General features: G+C 47.3%; 26 protein-coding genes. 6 read left to right on the top strand and 20 right to left on the bottom strand.

The features are described from left to right. Window positions 1–25 precede the first annotated feature (25 nt). The 7 genes from QFZ51_RS28300 to QFZ51_RS28270 all read right to left on the bottom strand — a co-directional run bounded on the left by QFZ51_RS28300 (window position 26) and on the right by QFZ51_RS28270 (window position 5,195). The gene (locus QFZ51_RS28300) at window positions 26–721 is read right to left on the bottom strand and encodes a hypothetical protein (protein ID WP_429050770.1); all 696 of its coding nucleotides are present in this window, start codon (window positions 719–721) and stop codon (window positions 26–28) included. Beyond that, window positions 718–1,353, bottom strand: coding sequence for a hypothetical protein (locus QFZ51_RS28295; RefSeq protein WP_429050769.1), 636 nt, complete (start codon window positions 1,351–1,353; stop codon window positions 718–720). Before QFZ51_RS28295 ends, QFZ51_RS28300 begins: the two co-directional genes overlap by 4 nt. Continuing rightward, on the bottom strand, window positions 1,340–1,717 hold the full coding sequence (locus tag QFZ51_RS28290) for a glycosyltransferase (protein ID WP_429050768.1): 378 nt from the start codon (window positions 1,715–1,717) through the stop codon (window positions 1,340–1,342). Before QFZ51_RS28290 ends, QFZ51_RS28295 begins: the two co-directional genes overlap by 14 nt. Before the next feature lie 19 nt (window positions 1,718–1,736). Continuing rightward, window positions 1,737–2,750, bottom strand: a complete 1,014-nt coding sequence (locus QFZ51_RS28285) for a glycosyltransferase (RefSeq protein ID WP_429050767.1) — start codon at window positions 2,748–2,750, stop codon at window positions 1,737–1,739. After that, window positions 2,729–3,340: a class I SAM-dependent methyltransferase gene (locus QFZ51_RS28280; RefSeq protein WP_429050766.1), complete on the bottom strand. Its 612-nt coding sequence runs from the start codon at window positions 3,338–3,340 to the stop codon at window positions 2,729–2,731. The genes QFZ51_RS28285 and QFZ51_RS28280 overlap by 22 nt, the downstream gene beginning before the upstream one ends. A 23-nt stretch (window positions 3,341–3,363) precedes the next feature. Next, window positions 3,364–4,314 carry a hypothetical protein gene (locus tag QFZ51_RS28275; protein WP_429050765.1) on the bottom strand — a complete coding sequence of 317 codons (951 nt, stop codon included), beginning with the start codon at window positions 4,312–4,314 and terminating at the stop codon, window positions 3,364–3,366. A gap of 62 nt (window positions 4,315–4,376) precedes the next feature. Further along, complete coding sequence (locus tag QFZ51_RS28270; RefSeq protein WP_429050764.1) at window positions 4,377–5,195, bottom strand: DUF5672 family protein; 819 nt, start codon at window positions 5,193–5,195, stop codon at window positions 4,377–4,379. A 238-nt stretch (window positions 5,196–5,433) separates the two neighbouring features. On the opposite strand from QFZ51_RS28270, the gene QFZ51_RS28265 reads away from it, so the two are divergent. The 3 genes from QFZ51_RS28265 (at window position 5,434) to QFZ51_RS28255 (ending at window position 7,739) form a co-directional block, all read left to right on the top strand. After that, a complete protein-coding gene (locus QFZ51_RS28265; protein WP_429050763.1) occupies window positions 5,434–6,021 on the top strand; it encodes a hypothetical protein in 588 nt (195 codons plus the stop codon). Between the two features lie 157 nt (window positions 6,022–6,178). Further along, window positions 6,179–7,390: a L,D-transpeptidase family protein gene (locus QFZ51_RS28260; RefSeq protein ID WP_429050762.1), complete on the top strand. Its 1,212-nt coding sequence runs from the start codon at window positions 6,179–6,181 to the stop codon at window positions 7,388–7,390. Between the two features lie 13 nt (window positions 7,391–7,403). After that, window positions 7,404–7,739, top strand: a complete 336-nt coding sequence (locus QFZ51_RS28255) for a L,D-transpeptidase family protein (protein ID WP_429050761.1) — start codon at window positions 7,404–7,406, stop codon at window positions 7,737–7,739. A gap of 2 nt (window positions 7,740–7,741) precedes the next feature. Here QFZ51_RS28255 and QFZ51_RS28250 read toward each other — a convergent pair whose 3' ends face one another. Beyond that, window positions 7,742–8,500, bottom strand: a complete 759-nt coding sequence (locus tag QFZ51_RS28250; protein ID WP_429051608.1) for a murein L,D-transpeptidase catalytic domain family protein — start codon at window positions 8,498–8,500, stop codon at window positions 7,742–7,744. Window positions 8,501–8,824: 324 nt separating this feature from the next. Between QFZ51_RS28250 and QFZ51_RS28245 the strand changes: the two genes are divergently transcribed. Continuing rightward, on the top strand, window positions 8,825–9,604 hold the full coding sequence (locus QFZ51_RS28245; RefSeq protein ID WP_429050760.1) for an Fpg/Nei family DNA glycosylase: 780 nt from the start codon (window positions 8,825–8,827) through the stop codon (window positions 9,602–9,604). Here the strand turns inward: QFZ51_RS28245 and QFZ51_RS28240 are convergent. The 8 genes from QFZ51_RS28240 to QFZ51_RS28205 all read right to left on the bottom strand — a co-directional run bounded on the left by QFZ51_RS28240 (window position 9,593) and on the right by QFZ51_RS28205 (window position 18,113). Then, entirely contained in the window at window positions 9,593–10,336 is a 744-nt protein-coding gene (locus tag QFZ51_RS28240; RefSeq protein WP_429050759.1) for a DUF72 domain-containing protein, read from the bottom strand. The genes QFZ51_RS28245 and QFZ51_RS28240 overlap by 12 nt on opposite strands. Window positions 10,337–10,428: 92 nt before the next feature. Further along, window positions 10,429–11,241 (bottom strand): SDR family NAD(P)-dependent oxidoreductase, encoded by an 813-nt coding sequence (locus QFZ51_RS28235; RefSeq protein ID WP_429050758.1) that lies wholly within the window; start codon window positions 11,239–11,241, stop codon window positions 10,429–10,431. Window positions 11,242–11,253: 12 nt separating this feature from the next. Continuing rightward, window positions 11,254–12,147, bottom strand: coding sequence for a phytanoyl-CoA dioxygenase family protein (locus QFZ51_RS28230; RefSeq protein WP_429050757.1), 894 nt, complete (start codon window positions 12,145–12,147; stop codon window positions 11,254–11,256). 378 nt (window positions 12,148–12,525) lie between these two features. Continuing rightward, window positions 12,526–13,119: a nucleotidyltransferase family protein gene (locus tag QFZ51_RS28225; RefSeq protein WP_429050756.1), complete on the bottom strand. Its 594-nt coding sequence runs from the start codon at window positions 13,117–13,119 to the stop codon at window positions 12,526–12,528. Continuing rightward, window positions 13,119–14,273 carry an XdhC family protein gene (locus QFZ51_RS28220; protein WP_429050755.1) on the bottom strand — a complete coding sequence of 385 codons (1,155 nt, stop codon included), beginning with the start codon at window positions 14,271–14,273 and terminating at the stop codon, window positions 13,119–13,121. Before QFZ51_RS28220 ends, QFZ51_RS28225 begins: the two co-directional genes overlap by 1 nt. Further along, entirely contained in the window at window positions 14,270–16,504 is a 2,235-nt protein-coding gene (locus QFZ51_RS28215) for a xanthine dehydrogenase family protein molybdopterin-binding subunit (RefSeq protein WP_429050754.1), read from the bottom strand. The genes QFZ51_RS28220 and QFZ51_RS28215 overlap by 4 nt, the downstream gene beginning before the upstream one ends. Next, entirely contained in the window at window positions 16,501–17,481 is a 981-nt protein-coding gene (locus QFZ51_RS28210; RefSeq protein ID WP_429050753.1) for an FAD binding domain-containing protein, read from the bottom strand. The genes QFZ51_RS28215 and QFZ51_RS28210 overlap by 4 nt, the downstream gene beginning before the upstream one ends. Then, the gene (locus QFZ51_RS28205) at window positions 17,478–18,113 is read right to left on the bottom strand and encodes a 2Fe-2S iron-sulfur cluster-binding protein (protein WP_429050752.1); all 636 of its coding nucleotides are present in this window, start codon (window positions 18,111–18,113) and stop codon (window positions 17,478–17,480) included. The genes QFZ51_RS28210 and QFZ51_RS28205 overlap by 4 nt, the downstream gene beginning before the upstream one ends. Before the next feature lie 187 nt (window positions 18,114–18,300). Between QFZ51_RS28205 and QFZ51_RS28200 the strand changes: the two genes are divergently transcribed. After that, window positions 18,301–18,969, top strand: coding sequence for an ankyrin repeat domain-containing protein (locus QFZ51_RS28200; protein ID WP_429050751.1), 669 nt, complete (start codon window positions 18,301–18,303; stop codon window positions 18,967–18,969). Here QFZ51_RS28200 and QFZ51_RS28195 read toward each other — a convergent pair. The 3 genes from QFZ51_RS28195 to QFZ51_RS28185 form a co-directional block, all read right to left on the bottom strand. Further along, a complete protein-coding gene (locus QFZ51_RS28195) occupies window positions 18,966–19,226 on the bottom strand; it encodes a phosphate-starvation-inducible PsiE family protein (RefSeq protein WP_429050750.1) in 261 nt (86 codons plus the stop codon). The genes QFZ51_RS28200 and QFZ51_RS28195 overlap by 4 nt on opposite strands. Window positions 19,227–19,276: 50 nt before the next feature. Next, window positions 19,277–20,494, bottom strand: a complete 1,218-nt coding sequence (locus QFZ51_RS28190; RefSeq protein WP_429050749.1) for a tetratricopeptide repeat protein — start codon at window positions 20,492–20,494, stop codon at window positions 19,277–19,279. 301 nt (window positions 20,495–20,795) lie between these two features. Further along, on the bottom strand, window positions 20,796–21,773 hold the full coding sequence (locus tag QFZ51_RS28185) for a sugar phosphate isomerase/epimerase family protein (protein WP_429050748.1): 978 nt from the start codon (window positions 21,771–21,773) through the stop codon (window positions 20,796–20,798). 346 nt (window positions 21,774–22,119) lie between these two features. Between QFZ51_RS28185 and lepB the strand changes: the two genes are divergently transcribed. After that, window positions 22,120–23,307 carry a signal peptidase I gene (lepB, locus tag QFZ51_RS28180; protein WP_429050747.1) on the top strand — a complete coding sequence of 396 codons (1,188 nt, stop codon included), beginning with the start codon at window positions 22,120–22,122 and terminating at the stop codon, window positions 23,305–23,307. A gap of 217 nt (window positions 23,308–23,524) precedes the next feature. On the opposite strand, the gene QFZ51_RS28175 is transcribed toward lepB, so the two are convergent. After that, a complete protein-coding gene (locus QFZ51_RS28175) occupies window positions 23,525–24,949 on the bottom strand; it encodes an amidohydrolase family protein (RefSeq protein ID WP_429050746.1) in 1,425 nt (474 codons plus the stop codon). Between the last annotated feature and the right edge of the window lie 16 nt (window positions 24,950–24,965).

Below are 24,965 nucleotides of genomic sequence, written 5' to 3'. Positions count from 1 at the left end.
TCTCTTTAACAGGAGACGCCTTTTTTTATTGTCCTATGGGAGGAGATTGTTTTTTATCCGTGAGCTTCAGACGGAGTTTGGTAAATAACGGTAATATTGATTTACACTTCTTTATAAAGCGTTGCGATAAATCGTGGCGCGACAGGAACGCATGATAAATGCGATCGTTGTAAGTAGTGCCGTATCCGAATTTATTATGTTCCGGATGATGCAGATACCATTGCTCGTCTTCGATATGGGTGGGCCACCAGTATTTTACATGGCCGCCCTGCCGGATAATTTCTTCTGTCAGGTTTTGCCCTGCATCCATATCTTCTGTCATATTCATATCCGGGTATCCCAGCTCTTTCAGATAAGCCGTGGAAATACCGAAGAAGAATGGCGAAACGTACAGGTTTTTTGCATCGCGCAGGTGATTAGCCGTTTGCGCGGCGCCGGCAATGGTACGGGGTTCGCGAAGATCTTCCAAAAGATCAGATAGCCACTCTTTACGCGTGGGCACGCAATCAATATCAAAAAAAATCAGGTAGTCGGTATCAGTAACGGTTCTGCATATATGATTCAGAAAATCGCCATGACTGAATTGTTCATCAATAATATGATGTACCGGTACTCCGAATTTACCAAACACCGCTTTTTGGTACCGGGGTACGCGGGGATTTACTTTATGATTATAAAAAGAGAATACCTTAAACTGCTTTCTTCTTTCTCTTGCCATCATTTATTATTTAAGAATTTTTTAATTGAGCTGGTTACTTCGTCCTGTTCGCGTGCAAATGGCGACAGGTAAAAGAGTACCTGTCTTTCTGTTGTCAGATCCCTTTTAGATAAACCTATTCTTGCCAGCAGTATCCGGAAGGGAGTTATCGCGAGTAAGCGCCACCTGTTTTTATGTTTGTTTTTGTTGTGCAGGAAAAGCGCCCTGTCGTACACGCTCAGCACTTTTGTGGCTTCGCGGATGCCGTCCATCAGGCGGTCCCTGTAATCTATTGTTAATCTTTCTGCCGGTATAAAATGTTTCAGCTTCAGATCTTTATCATAATATAAAGTAAACCCCCACAGGAGCAGGCGTTTGCAGTATTCGAAATCGTCGCCGGTGGTGAGTTTTTCCCCATTCCTGCCGTTCAGGAGGGAAGGGTACCTGTCGTCAAATACCTGCAGGAACAGCGCCCGGCGGGTAATCAGCCCGGCGCCGAGCACAAACCCGCGATGTGTTACATCGCCCGATTCTTCCGCGGGAATGCCAATGGCATATTTATCTTTATATTCTTCAAACCAGTCGGGATAAGCTGCCGAATTTGTTACCGGAACATTTTGTCCGCCTGCAGCTCCTATCTTTTTATCTTTCAACATCACCTGCCATGAAAGATAAACGTAGTTTTTTATCCAGCAGGTTATCATCATCACAAAATATGAGGCATTCATAATTAGCTTCCCTGGCGCCTCTTTTCCGGGCATACATTTGCCCGCGTGTAAGCTCCTCCACTACCCGGCAGGTGGCGTTCGCCGGTTTATTTTCCTTCCACACCGTGCTGGTGTATTCAACGGTGTTATCTGTTGAGGCGTTGTTAACTAATATAATCTCCCAGGAAAAATCTTCCGGAACTACCTGTTCATTCAGATGCGCTAATGTTTGCGGCAGCCGGGAAGCGCTGTTATAGCAGCAAATAATAACTGAAACGCCTTTCATATTACTTTCCGGAATCTTCCACTTCATATTGATAATTATTTTTAAGCTACTCCACTTTTAGTATCCTTACTATCTGGTTTACCGGCAACGGTATTGGTTTATCCAGTGCGGTATAGGTGCCCGCATTGGTGGCAATGAATTCCACGAGGTCAAACAACTTGTGCGGATCTTTACTCCACCGGGCCCTGATGAATTTCTTCAGGGATTTCCGGGAGAATTTCCATCGCGGCATTATTTTTTGTTCGAGCGATCTTTTTTGTTCCGGAAATACCTGTAACAGGCAGGTTTCATAACAGATAAATGTGCCATATAGCAAGCGTTGAAGGTATTGGCTGTTGGCCCGGCTGCGGGGTATGATATGCGTAAGTTTCAGGGCGGGGGATACGCCTGCCTCGTATCCTTTGCTGATGCAGTGTAGTACCATTTGGGTATCTTCTCCGCTGCTGAGTTTATTCCCTTTTCTTCCCGAGGCGGTAAAGCGTCCCTGGCGGGCCAGCTGCACAAATTCTTTTAACAGGGAAGCGGTGGTGCAAAGACCGGTACCAAAAGGATAACAGGATTGCCATGAAGTTTCGCGTGCGGTTCTTACCGTTTGTTCTTCCCGTTGCTGAAAGGCCATGCTGGCAAAATGCATAATGGCAGCATCTACGCCGTCAATGAAATCCACCTTCACCTTGCCAGGGCCCCAGGCTGCCACGTTAGGGAATTGTTCGTTTAGTTTTTTTAGTTCCCGGAGGTAATCCCTTTCCGGTTCATTGTCGTAATCAAAGTATACGATAAAGTTGCCAGCGGCTTTTTCTATGGCCGCCATCCGTGCATAATTTACGCCCTGTTCAGGTACCAGGAGGAGGTGCATGCCGGGGATCTTTTCTTCAAACTCCTTTACATATGATTGCTGGTGGAGTGGGAGATCGCTGTTATTATCCACTAAAATAACTTCGGTGGAAATGCCGGTAGTGTCCAGGCGGTATACTGCTTCCAGGCAACGTTGCAGGATGCGTTCGTCCGGGTTAAAGGTGCATATGACCAGCGAATAATCTATCGTTTTTTTCCAATCCATAACGAGTCATATTGCCTGGAAAAATTAAAATGGTCGCCTGCCAGGTTCTGGATTACATAAGTAGGTCCCAGTTCATCCCGGTCCGGGTAGTAATCGTGGAAAGCGATGTAGCCGCCTCTTACCACTTTAGAGGCGTATAATTCAAAATCCGATCTGCATCCTGCGATGGAGTGGTCGCCATCGATAAAGAGGAAGTCGATCTTTTGAAAATCGTTGTGCATTTCATATGAGTAGCCTTTCTTCACGATGATTTTATCATGAACAGACAGGCGTTCCATATTTTCCGTAAAGCGGATCAAAAGATCGGTAGTGGCGCCTTTTTCTGCATATTCTTTCCGGCTTCCCTGGTCGAACCCTGCGTCTGCATTAAATGGATCAATCGCATAGATTTTTCCTGACCGGAGTCCTCTTGAAATGCAGTAAGTGCTTTTGCCCTGCCAGCTGCCAATTTCCACCACTACCGCATCGCGACGCAATTTGCGTGCGGTAAGGAACAGCCCCAGTGCTTCCCGTTCGGTTAGCCATCCATCTATTTCGTAATAGGGGTGGATCTTTTTCAGGGCAGATTTTTCTATCATTTTTTTAAACATACTGCTGGACGTTTGAGGATGATTTATTTAAAAAGACTTCTTACCCACCGTTTAAACCGTCTTCTCAGCAGTTGCTCTTTTTTTACTTTTTGCCATTTCTCTTCGAGCCTAAAGTCTTTGCTTAAAAAATAATAATCGGCGCGTTTTTCCGGCGTAAAATGCAAAGGATGCACCAAAGGTTTTTCCAGTTGTTCCGCCGGTAAATTGGCGTGATCTTCCGGGACATTATAAGTGTGGGTGGCATCCGGCCTGAACCCTAAGTTGCTGATCAGATTTACATTTGGTGTAATACATAGTCCATTCCGGAAAAAGTTAATCAGGTTAAACTGGTAGTCCCAGGAATCTATTTCTTTTCTTTTTAATTTTTGAAAGATTTCGATCCATCCATCGATCAGGAACTGATCACTAAAGATATTTTCCAGTACAGCAACGGCGTCTTTTTCGTTATAGTGTTCCAGGTCGATGTCGTATGCTTCCCATGCCCGCCGCCAGCTTGCCCATCCCCAGATGTGGCTGTATTGTGAGAAATAATAGCTGCCGTTTCCCCACTTTTTTCCCATCTGCAAATTGGTACCGGTGATATTTACCATACGGGTATCGTGCCGGTACCGGGGAAGCAGCTGATCGCAAAAGTAGAAGAAGTCGTTGATGGGCAGGCAATCATCTTCCAGGATAATACCTTCCTCTTCCTGTTGAAAAAACCAAGTCACAGCTTCCGCTACAGCAACCTTGCAACCTTTATTTTCTTCACTGAATAGTTTGTGCACGCTGCAGTCCCAATCTACCTGGTCATAAATCATTCTTGTTTCCCGGCATAGCTGTGTATCTTTTTCTACACCGGCTCGTGGTCCGTCTGCAGCGATATACAACTTAGCGGGCCGGGCTTCTCTTACCCGTTCAAATATTTTTAAGGCAGTATCAGGTCGGTTGAAGGATAATAATAGGACAGGTGATTGCACATGATAATTGGCCATACCTGATAAATAGATGTATAGTAAATTTAATAAAATGATGCATGGTAAACAAGGATAACTGATCAGTGCACAGTTATCTTCTTTATATGTTCTTTCCAGAAAGGAAATCTGAACCAGGCATGGCATCCGAGTGGTAACCTGCCGTTATTTAATTCATACAGCCGTTCTGGATTTACTTCAAAACTGAATGCAGCGGCGGTTTCCGGCGGAGCTGTTTTGAATGAGGGATCCAGGAGTGGAACTACCTGCGTCCAGATCATATCTTCATTAAAATTTTTCCCGGTATAATATTTTTTAAGATGGATATTAAAAAAGATAGCGTCCTGATCCTGTTTTATTCTTTTCCGTAAAGCGGCGCAGTTGGCATAAATAAAATGGTAGAACTTCCATCTTAGCCTATATCTTCTAAGTAATTTCAGCACGCTAAGACATGACTGTATATTCCGGACAGAAAAACCGGAATTAAGCGCACCATGGAATGGTGCATCCGGTGTTGCATTCAGGTATCCCTCAAAAACAGGCGCTCCTATAAAATCGAAATCGAATCCATGATGCTCGTGTACTTTGGAACTGAAGATATAAGCATCCAGTTCGTAGGTCATCATAAATTCGTAGTCAGCAAATTGCTGGTAAAACGGAACAGATAATTTCATCCGGTTATAGTTTGCCAGAGAAGAAAGCCATGACGGAGCTACCGGTTTTGGGATGAGCCCGGGATGAATTGCGAGAAAGCGGTCGACGGGCAAGCCTTTCGGGAAAACAAGAAAACAGTCGAATGCTTTTAAATGCCTGTAGCAAGCGTGTAGCGATAACGTTTCCTCCTCGGACAACACGGACTTATGTACAGGTATTATTACACAGAGTTTGCGGTGCACGGTCATATTTTAACTATAGGTTATTAAAGAAATGGTTCAGATGATAAAAAGGGTCTATTGTATTTAAACCAACAAAGAGCGATTTTGTTTTAGCCAGGGGCAGGAAGTTATGGAGGGCTACCTGAACTAAATTATCGCATTTTTGTTGTTTGTTTTTTTGTATATTGACTAACGTGTTAAAGATCCCGTTGCCTTGCATCTCCACATATCATTAATTATATTAAATCATCCAAAATCTTCCTTTATGAAATTTTCTTCCCGTCACCTGCCCCTGATGTGCTTATTTGCTGTAATTCTGGCTTTTGCTGCCTGCTCCAAAGACGGAGCCCAGGGCCCTGCCGGAAATCCTGGCCCTGCTGGTCCAGGGGGCCCCGCCGGTCCTGCCGGCCCCGGTGGCCCCAAAGGTGATACCGGTGTGGCCAATGTGATCTACTCGGACTGGCTCAACGTTGCTTTTGATAGTATCCGGGATGAAAATGGCGTGCCAACCGGCGATGGCTTTATTGGCGCCATAGAAATTCCCAAACTGACCAAGGAGATACTATCCAAAGGCGTCATAAATGTTTATTTCAACATTGATTCGGCCGATGCACCTTATATCGTGCCTTTGCCTTACGTGGACCCCTACCTGTTTGTAAGTTTCCGCGCCTCCGAAGGAGGAATCGTTATCCTGGCCAGTCATGATCTCAGCTCGGGCAATTACCCCGGCGAAAAAGTGATCCAGCAGTTCCGTTATGTGCTGGTTCCTGGCGGCGTTGCTGCCCGTAGCGCCAGTGGAGTGGACTGGAAGAATTATAAGTCAGTACAGCAATACCTGGGACTAAAAAATTAACACAGATATTTTCGTGAGAAAGCCCTCCTGGTATCCTCGGGAGGGCTTTTTGTTGCGCTATATGCACAGTTTGTTCCGTCGCGGCTACGTCCGCTCTTCCTTTTGCCGCTGTAGCATGGCATCTGGCAACCGGCTTCTAATTTGATAGTAGACCAGTATGAAAAGGCTACTACTGATTACATTGTTTGCATACATACTCAATGGCTGTAACTCCCCGTCTGCGCCAGCCACGTCTGCTGAACACATTAGTCCCCGCAACGCCGGGATTACCCCTGAAAATGCCTATAACGACCTGTTCCTGGACAGTTCGGCGATAGCCGCATTCATCACTGCGGAAAAACTGAACGATACCATTGCTGACCGGTTACGCAGCTTTTATAATGCACGTAATTTCGAGTTTGCCTGGTTCGACAGTAAAGGGCCTGTAGAACAAGCCGCCGCCTTCCGGAGCCTGTACAATTACAGTAACGATAGTACCAGCAACCGGGCGCTTGATAAGCGGCTGAACGCCCTTATGGATGAAGACAGCCTGGTGGTGAGCGCCACAGACAAAGAATTCATTAAAACGGAATTGCAGCTTACCTGGCGGCTCATCAATTATTTCAGGGAAACCGGCGGCAGTATTGGTCAGCTTGAACATATGATACCAGCGCAGCGCTACACCGTGATGGAACTGGCTGACTCCATGCTTAAAACCAATGATAAAATGTTTCCGGCAGTTGCCCCCATGAAGGAACCGCTCAAAGCCTACCGGGAGTATGTAAAAAATGGTGGCTGGCAACCATTGCCCGTGATAAAGAAGGGGTTAAAAAAAGGGCAATCATCTCCCGAAATTATAGCCGTAAAAAAACGGTTGCAGATAACCGGGGAGCTGAAGCAAAATGACAGCACCGATGTATTTAATGATGAACTGGAAACTGCCATCAATACGTTCCGTAACAGCAATGGATATACGCAAAACGGTGTATTGAATGATACAGTGATCAATGCACTGAACGTTTCTGCGGAAGAGCGGATGAAGGCGCTGCTGCTGAATATGGAACGCATGAAATGGATGCCTGTTAAGCCGCAGGGGAAGCTGATCCTGGTGAATATACCGGCTTTCATGTTACATGTAACGGAGGGGGATAAACGTTTGTTCGATATGGATATTGTGGTGGGAAAAGAAGGACACAGTACGACTATGTTTTCAGGAATGCTGAGCCAGGTGGTATTCAGCCCTTACTGGAATATACCCCGCAGCATTGTGCGAAAGGAAATTCTGCCAGCCATTCAGCGCAACAGGGGCTACCTGGCCTCGAAAGATATGGAAGTAACAGGGCAGGCGAACGGGTTGCCGGTGATCCGTCAGCGCCCCGGGCAAACGTAATGCCCTTGGCCGCGTGAAGTTCCTGTTTCCGAACAGTTATAATATTTACTTTCATGATACGCCTGAGAAAAGTCTTTTTGACCGTGATAACCGGGCATACAGTCATGGTTGTATTCGACTGAAAGATCCGGTAAAAATGGCGCAGTTTGTTTTGGAGGACTCACCCCAATGGACCAACGAAAAAATTGACAGTGCAATGAACAGCGGAAAGGAAAAGTTTGTGGCGGTGAAAGATCCGGTGCCGGTGATTATTACATATTTCACGGCATGGACAGAAGGAGGCAAATTATATTTTGCCTCCGATGTATATGGGCACGACGCCGTTTTTAAGGAAAAGCTGTTTAAATGAATTTAAGACGCGGTGCTGTCTTTTACAAGAATGCGGGTATGTGCAGAATAATATTTATCCGGGCTGTAAAGAAACAGGCAGGTACCATTCCTGATGCTGCTGATCACTTTACGGTGCACATTTTCGGGGATGGCGGGACATCCCAGGCTGCGCCCAATATAACCCTGTAATTTACCGAGGTTATCGTTCACATAATTTGCGCTATGCATCACAATACCCCTGCTGAGGGCATTATCGTTGATGCCGGCTTCTTCTCCCTCCAAACGGAGAGAATAACCATGTTCGCCGTTATAGGTATCGCCGGTAACATAAAAACCAAGACTGCTTTTAAAGCTGTTCATCTTGTTGGAAAAAGCATTGGCAATATCCTTACCGGAGTTCCGGCCATGAGAAACGAGCGTATTAAAAAGTAACAGCTTATTCTTCAAGTCTATCACAAACAAACGCTTTTTGGTGCTGGGCAGGGAGAAGTCGATAATAGACAACACATCCGGATTTTTGATCCTTCCGTTTTCCTGCAGATGCTCGTATCCTACCAGGGCATTGTCAAACGCCTCCCTGGAAAGACCGGTGGTATCCAGTCGCATCATGTCGTATAAACTTTCCCGTTGAACCGAGTCCGTTTTTACAGCGGTAGCTGGTTTAATAGCCGCGGTGGATGTTCCGGCAGTAGTAAGGTTTGTAAAATTTGTAAATAGGAATACGAAAAGACAAATGGTAATAATAAAAATCAACGGTTTAATCACTTTCTTCAATTTCATGTTCACACTCCGTGTTTTATTGGTTTAGAGAAAAGGCATAGAGTACAAATATACCGATTTTTAGGTTTAAAAAGTCCTGAAATCCGCGTCTGAGGCCGCTGAGCGGATATTTTAACAGGCCGTTCACATACATGAAAATTATGTATAAGTGGTTAATATTGGTTAAATGATGGACAATATCAGCAAAAGCTGATCTGCTATGATCCTTATCTTTAGTTTGTTGTTTCGTAAAAGGAAAAAACTGCCATAAAAATGGGCCGGTTATTGCTGCCGGCCCTTTATTATTTCCTCCATATTCGTTAACTTATCTTAAAAATATTCATTATGCCTGAGTTACCTGATCTGCAAGCCTTCCGGCATAACCTGGAAAAGGCGCTACTTCATAAAAAACTGAAGTCCATTACGGTAAAGAACGCGAAGAAATTACATACCAAAGAGGCAGACCTGCAGGCCGCCCTGGAAGGGCAGGTACTGGAACATATACAGCGGGTAGGAAAGGAGTTGCATTTTGTATTTAAAAACGGGCATGTGCTGGGGATGCATTTAATGCTGCACGGGAAATTGTATTTATTTGAAAAGAAGAATGAGCAGAAGCATACTATTGTAGAATTATTGTTTGCCGATGGCACCGGGCTGGCTTTGACGGATTTCCAGGCGGCTGCCAATATCACCCTCGATCCGGAAGAAAAAACGGCGCCGGATGCGATGTCGAAAGACTTCAATGAAAGTTACCTGACCGCCCAGCTGGCAAAGAAGAAAATAACCATCAAAAAATACTTGCTGGATCAGCACAATGTACTGGGCATTGGAAACGCCTATGCAGATGATATTTTATGGGATGCAAAGATCTCTCCTTTTTCTGTTGCCAATAAAATACCGGCGGCAAAGATCAAAGCGTTGTTGAAATCAGTTAAAAAAATACTCGAAGGAGCCGAAAAGAAAATCCTGAAAAGTAACCCTGATATTATTAATGGCGAGGTCCGCGATTTTATGCTGGTACATAACGCTAAATTAACAGAGAGTCCCGGTGGTGCTCCTATTAAGAAGGATACCGGCGGCGGCCGGAAAACTTATTATACGGATGAGCAGGAACTATTTGAGTAGTGCCATCACCTGTTCCGCATTTTGCAAAGCGTAGCCGTGCCCGTCGTTGTTAAAGAATGCCCAGACTGTATGTTTGTCCTGTTGCCATTCTTTGAATTTACCGGCATAGGTATCCATTGTTTTTTCAGGATATAGTTTATCGTATTTGCCGTCGGGTCCGTGGAAGCGGACGTAGATATGTTTTGCTGTTATGGCTTCTGCAAACGGCCACCGGCGCCCGGATAGTGCAATTACCCAGGCAATTTTGTATTGCCGCAATAACGTCATTGCTTCTTCAGAAAGCCAGCTTTCGTGTCGCGCTTCCAGTGCGAAATGATAATCGGGATAGTTTCCAGTCAGCACTTTAAAGAAATGATCAGCTCTTTCTGCATCGAAAGCAGCCGTTGCGGGCAACTGGATGAGTACGGGTCCGAGGTGTTTGATGAAGGGATCGAAGATATCAAAGAACCTGGGCAGTGATTCTTCCGGATCCAGTAATCTTTTCACGTGAGTGATATATCTGCTGATCTTTGGGCAGAAGCGGAAACGCGCCGGCACTTTCTCTATCCAGGCGGCTACCGTTGCAGGTTTTGGGAGATGATAGAAGCTGGTATTTATTTCTGTTACCTTAAATTGTTTTGCATACCAGGGAAGATAGTCAACGGGTTTTAATCCTGTTGGATAGAATATTTCGCGCCAATGCTTATAGCTCCAGCCGGATGTGCCGATATGAATGCCTGCAGTTGCCATCATTTTTTTAATAAGAGCGCTGCAAATGTTGTTCCCATATACATCAGAAAGCGGCACCAGGCGTGATGCCGCTTTCTGATGTATATGGGGTTGTATTATGCGGTGAGGGCTACTGTGCCGGCTTCTTTCTCTTTTGGTTCATAGATACCTGCTGCAATTTTCTCTACAAATAATTTCGGGAAGAATTTTGGCAGCCATGCGTTCAATTTATTGGTGAAGCCGGGAATGATCTCCGCTTTGCCTTTGAAGAGGCCGTCTATCGCAATTTTGGCGACTTTTTCCGGCGCCATATTGAAGCGGTTGGCAATGTTGCGGGTGTAGTCACCCATGCGTGCCCGGTTCACAAAGTCCGTGTCGGTGCTCCCGGGGCTCAGGGCACTCACTGATATGGGGGAATGCCTGAGTTCATACCGGAGCCCGCGTGTAAAAGAAAGCGCGAAGGCTTTTGTAGACGCATAAATATTGAGATAAGGCACCGTTTGATAGGCGGTAGTGCTGGCAAGATTGAGCAGGTATGCTTTAGAAAATTGCCGCAGTACCGGTATATAGGCGTACGATAAGCCTACCTGTGCCCTGATATTTACATCAATGATGTTGAACTGTTCCTGCAGCGTGAGTTGCTCAAACTGTCCGTTGATGCCATAGCCGGCGTTATTCACTACTACGGTCAGCGAATGATGCCAGGTGCAGCTCCAGTCTGTAACATTTGATAAAGCATCGGGGGCGGACAGATCCTGGTGTAACGTATGTACGTTCACGTGATATTGCGCCGCGAGTGTTTCCGCTGTTGCTGCCAGGCTTTTTTCATCTATATCTACCAGCAACAGGTGATAATTTCTTTCCGCGAGTTGTGCAGCAATGGCTTTTCCTATTCCTTTTGCTGCGCCGGTTATTAATGCGTATGACATCGGAATATATTTTTAAAGAGATGGCGTGTTTACTTCTGCGAGGCTTTCGGACCGGGCTTTTATATGTGCCCATTGTGGTTTGCCACCATACAGATGTTGTTTGAGATGTGCCAGTTTGTGATAAAACGGAGTAGGACTGCTGGCTGTTTTAGGCTGATAGGCGCCGGTGATGATAGGAATATACATCACTCTCCGGCGGCTTTTTTCGCCGGTGTAGGGCGACTGCTGTACGCGGTGCCAGAGGCGCCCGTCGTGAACCGTGAGGTCACCCGCTTCAATTTCAAGGCCTACTTCTTTTTGATCAGGGTTATTATCGATGAAGTATTTCTTTCTGAATAATAACTTCAGTATTCCCTGTTCATGTGTGCCGGGTAATACTCTCAGGCCGCCATTGTCCAGCGGGCAATCGTCGAGATGAATGCCTACATTGAGCATTGGCAGGATGCGTGAGCCCAGGAACAGATCGCGCGGACTGTCGGTGTGCCAGCCCAGTTGTTTAAACTGGCTCTCCGTAGTGTTGACGTAGTGGTTTACCACCAGTCCGTCTTTTTCGTTTTCACCGATCCTGCCAGAGTAAGGACCCAGCAAAGCTGTGAGTGTTTGCAGTCTTTTATCTTTTAATAGCTCCCGCAGCACGTTGCTGTAGTGCGATGCGAAGGCGATGCGCTGGATCAGCGGGCTGCCGTCCACGTCTGTGCCAAATTTGAGCGGAATACCGTTTACTTTCTGGATGTTATTCCTGATCAATAATTCCTGTACACGTTCCACTTCTTCATGCACGGTTGCCAATGCACTTTTGTCGAGAAAGTTTTTGAACTGTATGATGCCATAGGTGCGGAACCAGGCAAGATGCGCTGCAGTGACTCCTCCGGCAAGGGAGAATACGGGTTGGTTGGTCGTTTTCATGACGATTTTTTTGTTAACAGTGTTAAATCAGTTGTTGAAATAGAAAATGGTGTCGCGGCAATTGGTGGGGTGGCCGCAGGGGGGAGTGGGAATTAACAACAACAATAAGACGCCGCTATTGCGGGGTGGTTGGTTGATGCGCTTATCTGGCGCAGCTTTAGATAATACTGATCTGTGTTCATGGCGGTATGTTTTATTAGTCTACCAATCTTGTGGACAAATATAAGCATGTCATTTTATTTACCAAAAAATATTTTTTCAGAAAGGAGAAAGCGATACCCGGTCAGGCACCTGTAATACAGTACCATAAAGGTTTCTTCGGTTGGGTAACAGATAGAAGGGTGTATTCATACTGGAGTTGTACCCTGAAACAGCGGTTTATTTTGTACTGGTAAGCAGTTGTTCATAGTCGCCATTGGTATCTATATCTACTGCTCCCTGTGGAAAATCGACGGTAGCTACCTGCTCCCTGTGTTGGAGCAATATTTTTTTGGCGCCTTCCTGGCCATTGAGAGCCAGCAGTTGTGGAAAGAATGATTTGCCAAAAAGCGCCGGTGTGCCGGTAGCATCGCCATAGGTGCAAGCTACCATGGGTTTGCCGGTAGCATCTTTCAGTGCAAACATTTCTTCCAGCAGCGCAGTGGTAATGAAAGGCTGGTCGCACAGCAGCAGCAAAGCATTACTTACGTGAGGGGCTATACGTAGCAGGTGCTGCAATCCCGTATGGATAGAGCCGCCCATGCCGGCGGGCCAGTTGGGGTTTACCACGGTGTGTACTTTTTCTGACACAAGCTGTTCCCTGATCTGGGTGGCAAAGGCGCCAAGCACCACCACCGTGGGCATATCACACTGGCGGGCAACATGCACTACATTTTGCAACAGGCTTTTGTTCTGGAAGGGAAGTTGTTGTTTGGGTGTTCCCAGTCGTTTTGAGGCTCCGGCGGCCAGGATGATGATACCAGTTGTTTCCATTATAGTTGTTGTTGAAGGATGATCTGTTGTTCGCGGGAATGGATAGCAGTGCTTTTTTCCCGGAGTGATGTAGCGGCAGCGGCAGAGAGTACAGACTTTATTTCACTGATAACAGACAAGGCTATTTCTTCCGCTGTTTCTGCACCCAGGTCCAGTCCTGCTGGTCCGTATATACGTGCCCGTTGTTCCGCGGAAACGCAGATGCCGTTTTCAGCCAGTTCGTCGAACATGCGCTGCAGCTTTTTGGCGGGACCCAGTACTCCGGTGTAAGGCAGTTGCAGCGGAAGCAGTTGCGCCAGCAGGGCGAGATCATAGTTGTAGTTATGCGTCATCAGCACTGCCACGGTATAGTGATCTGTTTGTACCTGGGAGAGCACTTGTGCAGGCTTGGCGGTGATCAGCTGTGTGGCTTCCGGAAAACGCATAGTGGTAGCGTAACCGGGGCGGCCATCCACAACGATGGTGTGCCATCCGAGCAGCGCAGCTATTTTTACCAGCGGGATAACGTCGTTGCCGGCGCCGGCGATCAATAGTTGTGGCGCTGGCGGGATGTAAGCTATATGTGCCGTATAGTCGTTGCCGGTAGAGAGGTATGTTTTTGTAAAAGGCGTATGTGTTTGCAATGCGTGATGTGCATCTGCGGTGACGGCGTTTTGCAGGTCGCCGTCTGTTATGCAGTGCTGCATCTGGCCATTGGCGGTGAGTACCAGGCAGGTACCGGGTTGTGGCGCTTTGCGCTGGCGCAGGGTGAACAGGGTCACCAATACTGCCGATGCGCGATGGGATATTATTTCCTGCAACATGGCCACGGGATTGGTGGGATCTTCCGCGTTCACCGGTTCCAGCAATATATGAATGATACCGTTGCATCCGAGTCCTACGCCCAGTTTGGCATCATCTTCATCATTGGTATCATAGGTTACCAGCATGGGCTGTTGCTGCATCATTACCAGTTGCGCTTTCCGGAGGGCGTCTCCTTCGAGGCAGCCGCCGCTGATGGCGCCGGTGAGCACACCGGTTTCTGTAACCAGCATCCTTGCGCCGGGTTGCCGGTAAGCAGAGCCTTCTACGTGTACCACGGTGGCCAGCGCGGTTTTTATGCCCTGGCTGCAGGCAGCATAATATGATTTTACGATATCTTCCAGTTCTTTCATGAATTCATTTTATTTCTCGTTTCCAACTGGTATACTTTCTCATCAAGCACTTTATCGGGAGTGATAGGCAGGTCACGTATCCGCTTGCCGGTAGCGTGGTACACTGCATTGGAAACTGCGGCAGCAAAGCCTATCAGCGCTATTTCTCCCATGCCCTTTGAACCCATCGGATTAATGTAAGGATCTTTCTTGTTAATAAAATATACATCGGTGGGTGGTGTATCTGCATTTACAGGAACGTGGTAGTCTGCATAGTTATTGTTTACAAAACGTCCGAAACGGTGATCCATGACCGCTTCTTCGGTGAGCGCCATGCCTATGCCGCCTACCACGCCGCCAATCATCTGGCTGCGGGCTGTTTTAGCGTTTACAATAGTACCTGCATCTGCCACACTTACAATATGTTTTATACGAACCACGCCGGTAGCCGGGTGTACATGTACTTTGGTAAAGTGAACGGAGAAAGAATACATGGAATATTTTTTTCTTTCTTCCCCGCTTTGCGAAGTGGCGACTACATTTACTTCCGGCAGCAGTTGTTGTTGTAAGATCGTTTCGTAAGAAATTTTTTCAGATTGCCCGGCTCTCTGCAGTTGTCCATCTTCAAAAGTAATTGTTTCGGGGGCAGCATTTTTAAACGCCGGCACATGGTTGATGGCAAGGTCCGCCAGCTTTTGCTGCAGCGCCTTACAGGCATCTGTTACCGCGCTGCCTAAAGTAGATACGGTAGAAGAACCGCCCTGCTGTGGTGCGAATGGATAGGCAGATTCACCGAGCATGAACTTTATTTTCGCAGGGGCAATGCCGGTTACATCTGCTGCTATCTGTACCATTGCGGTAGCAGTACCCGGACCAATATCGGCAGCGGCGCTCTGGAGAATAAGCGCACCATCTGCTTTCAGTGTAGCCGACACCGTAGCTTTGCCGCGGAATGCACCAAAGGTACCGCTGCTCATGCCATAGCCAACCAGCATACCGTCTTCCTGCATGCTGCGGGGAGCGGCTTTGCGGTTCGACCAGCCAATTTTTTCAGCTCCCAGCTGATAAGCTTCCCGGAGATATTTACTGGAGAAAGGCAGGTTCTTTTCAGGATCGGTATCCGCGTGGTTCAGTATTCTGAGCTCCAGCGGATCCATATTGAGTTTATACGACAGTTCATCGATCGCCGATTCCAGCGCAAATGCGCCGGTAGCTTCGCCGGGGCCGCGCATCCAGATAGGCGTGCTGATATTAAGTGGTACCAGTTTATAGCGGGTATTTACGTTTGGGCAGGCGTACATGAATTTACTCATGGCTACAATGCCTTCGGTAAAATCCTCGTAAGGAGAGGTAACTGCCACCGCTTCATGGGTGATACCGGTGAGTTTACCATCCGCTGTGGCGCCCAGGCTTAATTGCTGTACGGCGGCGGGGCGGTAACCTACCAGTGTAAACATCTGATCACGCGTTATCACCAGCTTCACCGGTTTGCGCACTTTTTTTGCGGCCAGTATAGTGGCTATTTCAAGTGGCCAAACGCGGAGTGCCATACCAAAACCGCCGCCCACAAACTGTGAATGCACGGTGATATTCTGTTCGGGTAATTGGAATAATCTTTTGATGGTGTCCTGTACATTTTTTACTCCCTGGGTTTTGGCATACACTACCAGTGAATCCGGCGTATCCCAGTGGGCAATAATACCAGCCAGTTCCATGGGATTATGCACTTCCAGCGGAAGACTGTAGGTGGCATCAATGGTTACCGGCGCTTTTTTCCAGGCGTCTGCTTCCCCGCGCGTATAGTCTTTCATCCGGTTGTTCTGAAAGGCTTTGCCCATATTGGCATTCATATCGGTATAATGCGTTTCCTGGTTGTATTGTACTTCCACCAGGGAGGCGGCATATACGGCGCGTTCCATTGTATTGGCCATCACTATGGCTACGGGTTGCCCGTTGGAGTAGATGCGGTTGTCTTTGAATATTTTGAGACCGTCTTTCGCGTTGGGATCGGAATTCTTGTATCCCGGCACCGGCGGCGCGTTGAGGTGAGACACCACATCCTGCACGCCGGGGGCCTTGAGAGCTTTGGTAGTATTGATGCTCTTAATGGTGCCATTGCTGATAGGGCTACATACCAGCGCGGCATACAGCAGATCCGGCAAGTGATGGTCGGCAAAATATTTTGCCCCGCCGGTTACTTTCAGGCGGCCATCTACACGGTCCATCGACTGTCCTGTTTGTTGCTTTTTCATACGCTGGCAGCTTTAAGTAAGGCGGTTTGGATACTGTTGACAGATAAACCGGTTTTAAACCGGTTATGCTGGTATGCTTTGGCAGATTGCAGGGCGATGTTGGCGGCATCGCGGAAATTTTCTTCCGTGGGCGCTTTACCGGCCAGTGCTTTCTCTGCCTCATATAGCCGCCAGGGCTTATGCGCTACGCCACCCATTGCCAGCCGGGCGCTCCTGATTACATTATTGCTGATATCCAGCGCTGCAGCTACCGATACCAAGGCAAATGCGTAAGAGGCACGGTCACGAACTTTCAGGTAGTATACATTTTTCGTGTAGGCGTTAGCAGGAATTTCTACCGCTGTGATCAGTTCTCCCTTTGCCAGGTTATTGTCCAGCTGCGGGGTATTACCCGGCAGGCGGTGAAAATCTGTGAAAGGAATACGGCGGTTACCTTTTGGGCCGCTTACCAGTACGGTAGCATCCAGTGCGGCGAGGGCCACGCACATATCGCTGGGGTGTACGGCAATACAGCTTTCGCTGGCACCAAAGATGGCGTGCATACGGTTGATACCACCAATGGCGCCACAGCCGCTGTTGGGGCTGCGTTTATTACAAGGCATGGTAGTATCATAAAAATAAGTGCAGCGGGTACGTTGCATCATATTGCCGCCTACGGTAGCCATATTACGGAGTTGCTGTGACGCACCTGCCAGTAATGCCTGCGACAGCAGCGGATGATGCGTGGTAACCAGCTCATGTGCGGCCAGTTCACTGTTAAGTGCCAGTGCGCCTATATGCAGGGTATTACCATTTAGCTGGATATCTTTTAACGGCAAACGGTTAATGTCTACCAGTTTTTCCGGGATCATTACACCGCTTTTCATCAGGTCCAGCAGGTTGGTACCACCGGCAATGAAGCGGGCCGTGTTATCTTTTGCCACCGCATCTATGGCTGCTTTCAGAGTGGCGGGGCGTACATAGGAGAATTGGTTCATACTGTTTTCCCTCCCTGTTTTACATCCATGATAGCATGAACGATATTGTCGTATGCGCCGCAGCGGCAAATATTCCCACTCATAAATTCTCTTATCTCTTCCGGGGAACCGGCATGGCCTTCGCGGATACAGGCTACCGCCGACATGATTTGCCCGGGCGTGCAATAGCCGCACTGGAAGCCATCGTGCTTAATAAAGGCTTCCTGTACCGGGTGGAGTTGTTCCCCGTTGGCGAGGCCTTCAATAGTAGTAATCTTTTTGCCTTCCTGCATAACGGCGAGCGTGAGACAGGAATTGATACGGTGGCCGTTTACATGCACCGTACAGGCGCCGCACTGACCGTGATCGCAGCCTTTTTTGGTACCGGTCAGATCCAGTTGTTCCCGGAGCAGGTCCAGCAATGTAACACGCGGCTCTACAGTAACCTGTACTTTTTTTCCGTTTATTTCCATGCTAACCGGCATCTTCTCAAAGATGCCGGCAATGGCTTCATCGTGTTGCGCTGCTTTCATTACCAGCGGCGGTGTGAGGGCCAGTGCCATCATCGCGGAGGATTGTTTCAGGAAGTCGCGGCGGGCTTCATGTTTTTCCTTTTTATGCGGATGGTTTTGTTGGTCGTTTTCCTGTGGCATTTTCTACCGGATTTAATCACTAATAAGTTAGCAAATAAATCCGGATTTTGGCTTTAAAATAGATGAACGGATATATCTTTTTAATGGACGGAAGAAGAACAGTAGTTTTAATTAGTCCTGTTTTATGCATGAATAGCACCAGTTATCAACACAGCATTGATTTATTTTCGTGTAACAATCCTCGACAATGCGACTAACCTTATTACTGGGCCTGCTCTGGGTTATGCATCCGGCCTGTGCACAAAAAGAAAAGGAGATGACTATGCGTGATATGATCATTTTTAAAGCGGCTGCGGCCAATGATACCGATGCTATCAAAACGGCGGTTGCCAGGGGCGAACAGGTGGAAGCAAAAGATGCGGAAGGGCGTACGCCGTTAATGGTGGCGACTTATCATCATCATACTGCTGCCGCAAAATTACTGCTCGCTGCCGGCGCTAATGTAAATACGCAGGATCACCTGCAGAACTCCCCTTTCCTGTATGCCGGTGCGGAAGGCTATACCGATCTGGTAAAACTATACCTGCCCGGTGCGGATTATAAAGTGTATAACCGCTATGGCGGCTCTGCGTTGATCCCTGCCTGCGAGCGCGCACATCTTGAAGTGATAGCCATTTTGCTGGCAGATAAAAATTTCCCGGTAGATCATATCAACCGCCTGGGCTGGACTGCCCTCCTGGAGGCAGTGATACTAGGCCAGGGTGGCGCCGCGCATCAGCAGGTGGTGAAGATGCTGATTGCCGCCGGCGCCCATGTGAATATAGCGGACAAAGACGGTGTAACGGCTTTGCAACATGCACAAAAAAGAGGCTATAAAAAGATCGTACAGCTGTTGCAACAGGCCGGGGCCCACTAGTTTTGTTCTTCAGATCTGACAGATGGCTTTTTATTGATCAGGTAATATCCACCGGAGAGCCCGACCATGAGCGCTGCCAGCACTATCTCCGACATAGGATTCCCTTCAAAAATATCGAGCATCAGGATCTTCCGGCTTACAGCAATCATACATACCATCAGGATAATCCTGATTTTTACTTCATGGCTTTTTTCAAACACCTTTACCGTTTCCAGTATCTCCAGGGCCAGCAGTATATTGAAGAACAGGAGGGTCATGCTCCGGCTGTATTCAGGTGCATATGTAAACCCAACATCCTGGAATCGTTTTATAAGCTTTTCAGATGTGAAAGCCACTGTTGTGCGAATTCATTGCCCGGTTCCAGTTGCAGCAGTTGTTCAAAAGAGGCAATGGCTTCAGGGATCTGTTCCATATGGTAAAAGAGTACCGCACGGTTCAGGTGCACATATGGATTTTCGGGTGCAATGGCGAGTGCTTCGTTGTAAACGGTGAGTGCCTGATCGTATTGTTCCAGCAGCATCAGTATGGAGCCTTTGTTCATGAGCAGTGGCGGCTGACCGGGTGATAGCTCCAGTCCTTTATTGGCGTACACTAATCCTTGTTGCAGGCGCTCATACACGCTTTGCTGTGTGGCTTCATTGGGGCCGCTGTCTTCCATGTGCGTGATGGCAGCATTGGCGTCCTGGAGGATCTGTACCACCTGTTGTTCGTACCAGGCAGCACTTTTATCTACCTGTTCTGTAAATGGTACGGCTTCGAGGTCTATTTCTTCTTCCACATCTTCCGGCGCGGTGGCGGGCATTTTATCTGCTGCGGGAGCGTACCACCACTTACAGAATTTCCCCAACTCACCGCCTACGGGCAGTTCATCTGCCGGCGGCAATCCTTCATCAGGAATGGCGTCGTTGGCTATTACCAGTTCCAGTATGGCTTCCAGTGCTTTGTAGTGAATGGGCTCACCTTCCTGTTCTGCCTCCATTACCATGTAAGGAAGGAGCTGGTACCAGAGGCCCAGCACATCTTTATCTTTTTGTTCGCCGGCTGCTTCCGCCACTTCATGCGCCAGCGGGAAGGTATCTATCTTTTCCGGTGCTGCGGCATCGTCGCCGGTAAGAGCGCCATGGGCTACCATAGCGGCCCAGAGAAAGGATCCCGCATCACAATATAAAATGTAGGATTGGGTGGCAAAATCGAAATTGGCGTAACCCGCTACAGGATTGGTTTCCTGATCCCATTCAGCAGTAGGCTCCTCATAAATAAAGCTGAATTTCTGACTGGCAGCCAGTGCATCAAACCAGGCCGCATGCGTGGCATAGGCCGGATGCGCAGTAACGGGAAAGGTATAAACGAAATGATGTTTGATTAATACATCCATTACCCGGAAATGGGTAAAGCCGGTGTCGTATTGCTGTTGTAATTTGTACAGATTAAAAAAGAGGCTCCTGCGATCAAGTCCTTCTTCCTGGCTTTTATCCAGGCAAAGAACAGACAGTTCCACCAATGTTTCAATTTCATGCATCGCCATAGGTTACTTGCTTTGGTGCAAAACTACGCGAATTTTGTCTTTCTCGCTGATTACGCTGATTATACTGATTAACCGGATTTTTACTTTGGGATTTTAAAAGATTTTGGGAGATATAAACAGATATTTGCTTATGTCTCCCCAATCCTTTATAAAATTAACAAAATCAGTATAAATACCGGTAAGTATAAGGGAGATAAGAGCGATGTATCCGCTTATATCTCCCCAAATCTTTTAAAATCAAAAGTGTTCAAATCCGGCTAATCAGTATAATCAGCGTAATCAGCGAGTAAGACAAAATTCGCTATTTCAACAAAACGTTCTTCACATATTTATAACTCTGCGTTACGCTGTCGAATGGTTCGATGGTGATTTTGTCCTGTTCTACAAAGAGGTGTTTTACACCGGCAAGTTTTGCCTGGGCAAATATTTTGGAGAAGTCGATGCTGCCGGTTCCTACTTCTGCAAAGGTAACGCCGGAGAGCAGTTCCATCGAGGTTTTGTTTTCTGTGCCTGCAGCGGTAAGACTGGCAGTATTGGCTTTGTCCATGTCTTTCACGTGCCAGGCGACAAATCTGCCTGGTGCTTCTTTAAACAGCGTAATGGGATCGTGCCCGGATTTTACGACCCAGAAAAGATCCAGTTCAAAGGCAACGAGTGCAGGATCTGTTTCTTTCAGCATAATCTCATAACCGGTGCCGGGGTTGTCTGCCAGTGGTTTGAACTCCCAATAATGGTTATGATAACCGATTTTCAGGTTGGCTTTTTTACATTGTTCGCCGGCTTTATTCAATTGTTCGGCCATGAACTTATAATCATCTACGCCCAGCTTTTTATCCCAGAGGGAGAGGGGCAGTACAGGAACGATAAAATATTGTTGTCCGAGCGCGGCGGCCAGGTCAATTTGTGGCTGCAGTGCATCTGCGTTGCCATTGCCTTTGGTGAGGTAGTCGTTAAGCTGGTAATGGCCACTGGGCGTACTGAGCTGGTGTTGTTTCAGCACGGCATTTAGTTCGGCGGGTTTCAGTCCCCAGAACTCAGCTTTGTCGCCCGCTCCCTGGTAGCCGTAAAACGTTTCCACTTCTTTGTAGCCGATGCCTGCTACTTTGGCCAGCGTGCCTTTGGGGTCTTTGGCCAGCTGGTCGCGGAGGGTATACAGCTGTAAACCTATTTTCTTTGGCAGCGCTTTGTTGCCGTTCATGGCGGCCAGCGCACCGGGTAACATCATACCTGCGGCTATCAGCCCGGTTTGTTGTATGAAAGAACGTCTCGACGTATGCATGGTAATTATGTTTGGAACGTGGGTAAATGTGCAACTACTGAAGTGGTTACGCAGAGCAATTTAATAAAACGATTTTATCTTGTTGAAATTTTTTAAAAAGGATAACGGGAGGTAATACTTTTTTGCGGAAACGGGTAGAATAGTACAACAGGATGTACTGGCTTCAATAACACAGATACCTCGCTGCAGCAACCCTTGTTTTCAGCTGTATGATACTGCTGTAAAGGTTTGTACGCCTTGCTTGCTGCGTCATTGCAGCAGCCTTTTTTGTTCCTGTAAATTTTGAAAAGATGTGGGTATAATTAATTAAATTGTTAGTAGTTACTTATCCAAAACCACGTGTAAAATGAATTTTTCTTTCAGCGATGTAAAGCAGCCGGAGGAAGGTACCCGGAAGAAATCGAAGGTGAGAGAATGGATAGAAGCTGCTCTTTTTGCTGTGGTTGCCGCTACCCTTATCCGTACCTTTATCTTTGAAGCTTTTGTTATCCCCAGCGCTTCTATGGAAAAAACGTTGCTGATCAACGATTTTATTTTTGTCAGCAAAATCAGTTACGGTCCGCGTATCCCCATCACACCACTGGCCTGGCCTTTTACCCATCACACCCTTCCGTTTACCAGAAACACCCCACCCTTTTCCACAGCTGTTCAATGGCCTTATACACGGTTACCGGGTTTCAGCAGTATTCAACGAAACGACGTGGTAGTATTTAATTATCCCTGCGGGGATACCGTACTGAAAACCATTACCGGCGATGATGAGGATTACTACACGAATATGCGGTCGCTTGGTGCGGAATACGTTCATAAAAATTATCCTCCTGCTATAACCCGGCCGGTCGACAAAAGAGAAAACTGGATCAAGCGATGCATTGCCATTCCCGGTGATACGCTGCAGATCATCGATGGCATCGTGTATATCAATCATATACCTACCGCTTCACCGGAACATTTTGAAGCGAGGTATTATGTTACCATGCCGGATAAGAAAGAACTCAGCGACTCTATGCGGGATGTGCTGGGAACAGACCATATCCAACGGGCTACCCGCGATTCAGGTATGTTTATTTACAACCTCACCACCGCCAATATAGATACCCTGAAGTCGATGGGCGCTACCGTAAAACGTTATGTATATGACGCCTTCGCGGATTCCAGGGTGTTTCCCTTTGCTACAAAACACTACGAGTGGAATGAAGATTGCTTTGGCCCTTTATATATCCCGCGGAAAGGTTCCACCGTAACGCTGGACACGCTTACACTGCCCTTTTACAGCCGCATTATAGATACCTATGAACATAACACGCTGCGCGTAGTAAACGGAAAAATTTATATCAACAACCAGGAAACCAATACCTATACCTTCAAAATGGATTATTACTGGATGATGGGGGATAACCGCCGCGAGTCGATGGATTCGCGCTTCTGGGGCTATGTTCCGGAAGACCATGTAGTGGGCAAAGCCTGGATCATCTGGATGAGCATTCATCATAACCGTATTCGTTGGGGGCGGCTGTTCTCGGCGATAGAGTAGGGCGCCTTCGGCGCTTTTAAATTGTCTTGGCTCAGGATTACGCTGATTATACTGATTAGTTTGATTTTTACTTTTGGATTTTTAGATTTATAATTAAGGGAGATAAGAGCGAATATATTCGCTTCTATCTCCCTTAATCCTTTATAAAATCCAAAAGAATAAAATCAAACTAATCAGTATAATCAGCGTAATCCTGAGCCAAGACAAAATCCGCGCTCTACTTCGTACGCGCGACGTTGGCTTTTACCTGCTCCAGCAGGCCGTCGAGTGCGGATCTGTTGAGGAATTTGCCTTTTACTACGAGGGCGTGGATTTTCTGTGTGTTGTGGATATCCGCTAACGGGTTGGCATCCAGCAGCAGGATGTCTGCTTTTTTGCCGGGAGCGATAGCGCCATAATTGGTTTTATGCAGGTAAGCGGGTGAGTTGATCACGGAGGCCTGTAGTGCCTGTAACGGAGTTAATCCGAACTTTACCATTAGTGCCAGTTCCTGGTGAAGACCGTTGCCCGGATAATCAAATGAGTTCAGGTAGCCAGCATCGGTGCCGGCCATAATGGTAACGCCGGCTTTCTGCAGCAGCGGCAGGATAGAAGATGATTTTTCATAGATCATCTTGCGCCAGGCAATGGCAGCGCTATCATCTGCTATTACGCGCTTCACGCGCATTTCATAAGTGCGTTGAATACCTTTGCCAATATATTGCAGGTAGGGATCGTGTGCGTGGTTATCCTGGTCAAAGTACGCCATTACATTTCCCAGTGTAAGCGTTGGCGTTATGAAGGTACCTTTTTCTGCCATGTGACGGTAGGTGTTCATAGCAGCGGCGGTATCAAAGTTGTTGAGGATATATTTATTGATATCTTTTCCTTTGATTTCACCATTGGCGATGGCACGCGCAAAAGCCGCATCATCTTTTACGCCGGCTTTCCAGGCATAGGTCAGGTGTTCTACGGAGCTGAGTCCTGCGTCTGTTACCTGTTGCATGGTGAGTACATAAGGTACGTGTCCGGAAATGAACATCCCTCTCTTCCTGGCTTCTTTTAATGCTTCGAGGTAGATCTCCGGCTTAATGGTATTCTCTGTAATTTTTACAAAGTCGACTTTCAGTTTCTGCAGGGAATCCAGCGCCTGTTGTAGTTCTGCGGAAGTGCCTATTTCCAGGTCGCCGAGCCAAACGGATTTGTAACCTTCCAGCTTTGGACCGGAGGTGAAAATGGTAGGACCCTGTAACTGGCCGTTGTTGATGGCATCGCGCCATTTTAAAACGTCTGTGCTGATATCTGCGGCACAATCGCGGATGGTAGTAATACCGTGGGCGAGATATAGCGGCAGGAAGTTTTTATTTTCTTCGGCCAGTGTGTCGCCGCCACCAAAGTGCATATGCATATCCCATAAGCCGGGCATGGCATATTTACCCTGCCCATCTACCATTTGCGTGGCCTTGTATTGCGTGGCCTGTTTGTTATTCATCACAGCAATGATACTGTCGTTGCGCACCGCGATGGCCTGGTTGGCAGTGATTTTACCGGTTTTTACATCAATGATGCGTACAGACCTGATCAGCAGGTCGGCTTTTTTTTGCTGGCTGAATGCGGATATCCCGCAAAGCAGTATCAGCGAAGAGAACAGTATTTTTTTCATACGAATGTTATGCTAT

Origin of the sequence: Chitinophaga sp. W3I9 (assembly GCF_050434025.1) — a bacterium.
Lineage (GTDB): Bacteria > Bacteroidota > Bacteroidia > Chitinophagales > Chitinophagaceae > Chitinophaga.
The sequence above is the reverse complement of the archived record's forward strand: the minus strand, read 5'-3'. Positions and strand labels throughout refer to the sequence as shown.